This is a genomic window from Micromonospora haikouensis (assembly GCF_900091595.1).
Classification (GTDB): Bacteria; Actinomycetota; Actinomycetes; order Mycobacteriales; family Micromonosporaceae; genus Micromonospora; species Micromonospora haikouensis.
The window spans coordinates 1-1732 of sequence record NZ_FMCW01000085.1 but is presented as its reverse complement, the minus strand read 5'-3'; the positions used below and the strand labels follow the sequence as shown (position 1 = coordinate 1732).

Here is a 1732-nt window from a genome sequence, read left to right as displayed (position 1 = left end):
CTGGCGCCGCCGCCGTCAGGAACAAGCCCGAGCCGCCCACTACCGCAAACGACTCGAACCACCATAAGTCACGACCCGCCGTTGCAGTACTAGGACACCCCACCGACCCCAGCGGCTACTGCGGTGGACGACCAACTTCCACGACGAGGCCGAAGCGATGGTTGATCGACTCCTGCACGCTGAAACCGCAGGATGATGGCGCGAGGAGGAACGCGAGTCTGCGCCTAACCAAAGCCGCTCCGCTAGCGGCGACTCGCCGTCAAGCGGTCGCCGTCATGCCATCGCCACTACAGGCGCATCATCGCCCGATGCAGGATTGATGCGCAGGCGGATGTCGGCATGCCGTGGAAGTTAGTCAACGCCCCGCGTTTTGGTGGAACTCAACCACCACATCCTGCGGGATCCGTCCCCGGTCAGAGATATTCTTACCAGCCCTCTTCGCCCAATCCCGGATCGCCCTGTTCTGCTCTCGGTTGACGGCGGTGGCGCTGCCAACACGACGCGAACCGGCAGGAGTCGCAGAAGTCCGGACCATTCGATCGCCAACAGCGCCGCCACCACGGCCAACCTTTGCCCCATGGCTAGTGTACGGCCCCAGGACGGCCCGAAGCTCTTCGGCATTGGAAGCCGACAGGTCGATCTCGTACTGGACACCGTCGAGAGCGAACTTGACGGTTTCGTCAGCGTCACCTCCGTCCAGGTCGTCGATGAGCTTATGAATGATCTGCTTTGCCACCGCGTCGCCCTTTTCAGCCTTTGAAGCCTGACCCGGATAATAGCCTTCTGCAGGTTACCTGCGGCGACAGCAATCCGCGTACATTCAGCAACCGGCCACCGCGCGAACCAGTCAGGGCGAGCTACAAGATGCTACGAGAGGCGCGCCCCGCCGGTCTCCTGCCCGAGGGCGCACACCACTGCTCATCCGCTCAGCTCCCTCGCCGCGGTTCCCGCAGCGCCGCACGCGCCGCTGCCGCGCTGACTGCTGGGAACGCGGCCATGGCGGCTAGGGCTGCGCGCAGTCCCCATGGCTGCCACAACGCCGAGCACGTCGCGGCGCCCAGCGCGCCGCCGACGAAGAGCATGAGATTCAGCGGGCCGAGCGCCCCGCCCCGTTGGCGAGGGTCGATATGAACCGTGACGGCGGCGGCCAGAGTCGTCTGGGCGATGGCGAAGACGGCGAACCCGGCAGTTGTCGCGCAGACAAGTGTTACCGGTCGCTGGTCCCAGGCGGCGAGCAGAAGGCTGGCGCTGAACAGCGCGCTCGTGGCAGCCAGCACCCAGCGTCGAGACAGATCAGCCGTGGCGTGGCCAGCAAGGCGGGCAGCCGCCGCCGCCACGACCGCGCCCGGCAGGAGCAGCAACCCGATGCTCTGGGCGGTGTACCCGAGGCGAGTGAGCATCTGCGGGACGGCGAACATGCAGCCGAACAGGCCGCCGTAGATACCGGCGCCGGCTAGGCCGGCGAAGAGAAACCGTCGCTGGCTGATCACAGCGGGGATGAAGCCATCGGGGTGCCGACGGCGGTGCCGGTTCAGCAGGATCGCGAGCGCGCAGGCGCCCGTGACCAGACCGAGGATGGTTAGCGGTGGGAAGTGCAGTGTGGCGGACTGAATTGTCAGCAGCAGCCCCGCCGCAGTTAGTACTGCAACGGCGGGTCGTGACTTATGGTGGTTCGAGTCGTTTGCGGTAGTGGGCGGCTCGGGCTTGTTCCTGACGGCGGCGGCGCCAGGTT

2 protein-coding genes are annotated in these 1732 nt (G+C 66.2%); both read right to left on the bottom strand.

Annotated elements, in window-relative coordinates; all coding sequences use genetic code 11:
- Window positions 1-355: 355 nt before the first annotated feature.
- On the bottom strand, window positions 356-736 hold the full coding sequence (locus tag GA0070558_RS32555) for a histone-like nucleoid-structuring protein Lsr2 (RefSeq protein ID WP_091287388.1): 381 nt from the start codon (window positions 734-736) through the stop codon (window positions 356-358).
- A gap of 190 nt (window positions 737-926) precedes the next feature.
- On the bottom strand, window positions 927-1732 hold an 806-nt coding region (locus GA0070558_RS32550; RefSeq protein WP_141722439.1), incomplete at its 5' end, for an MFS transporter.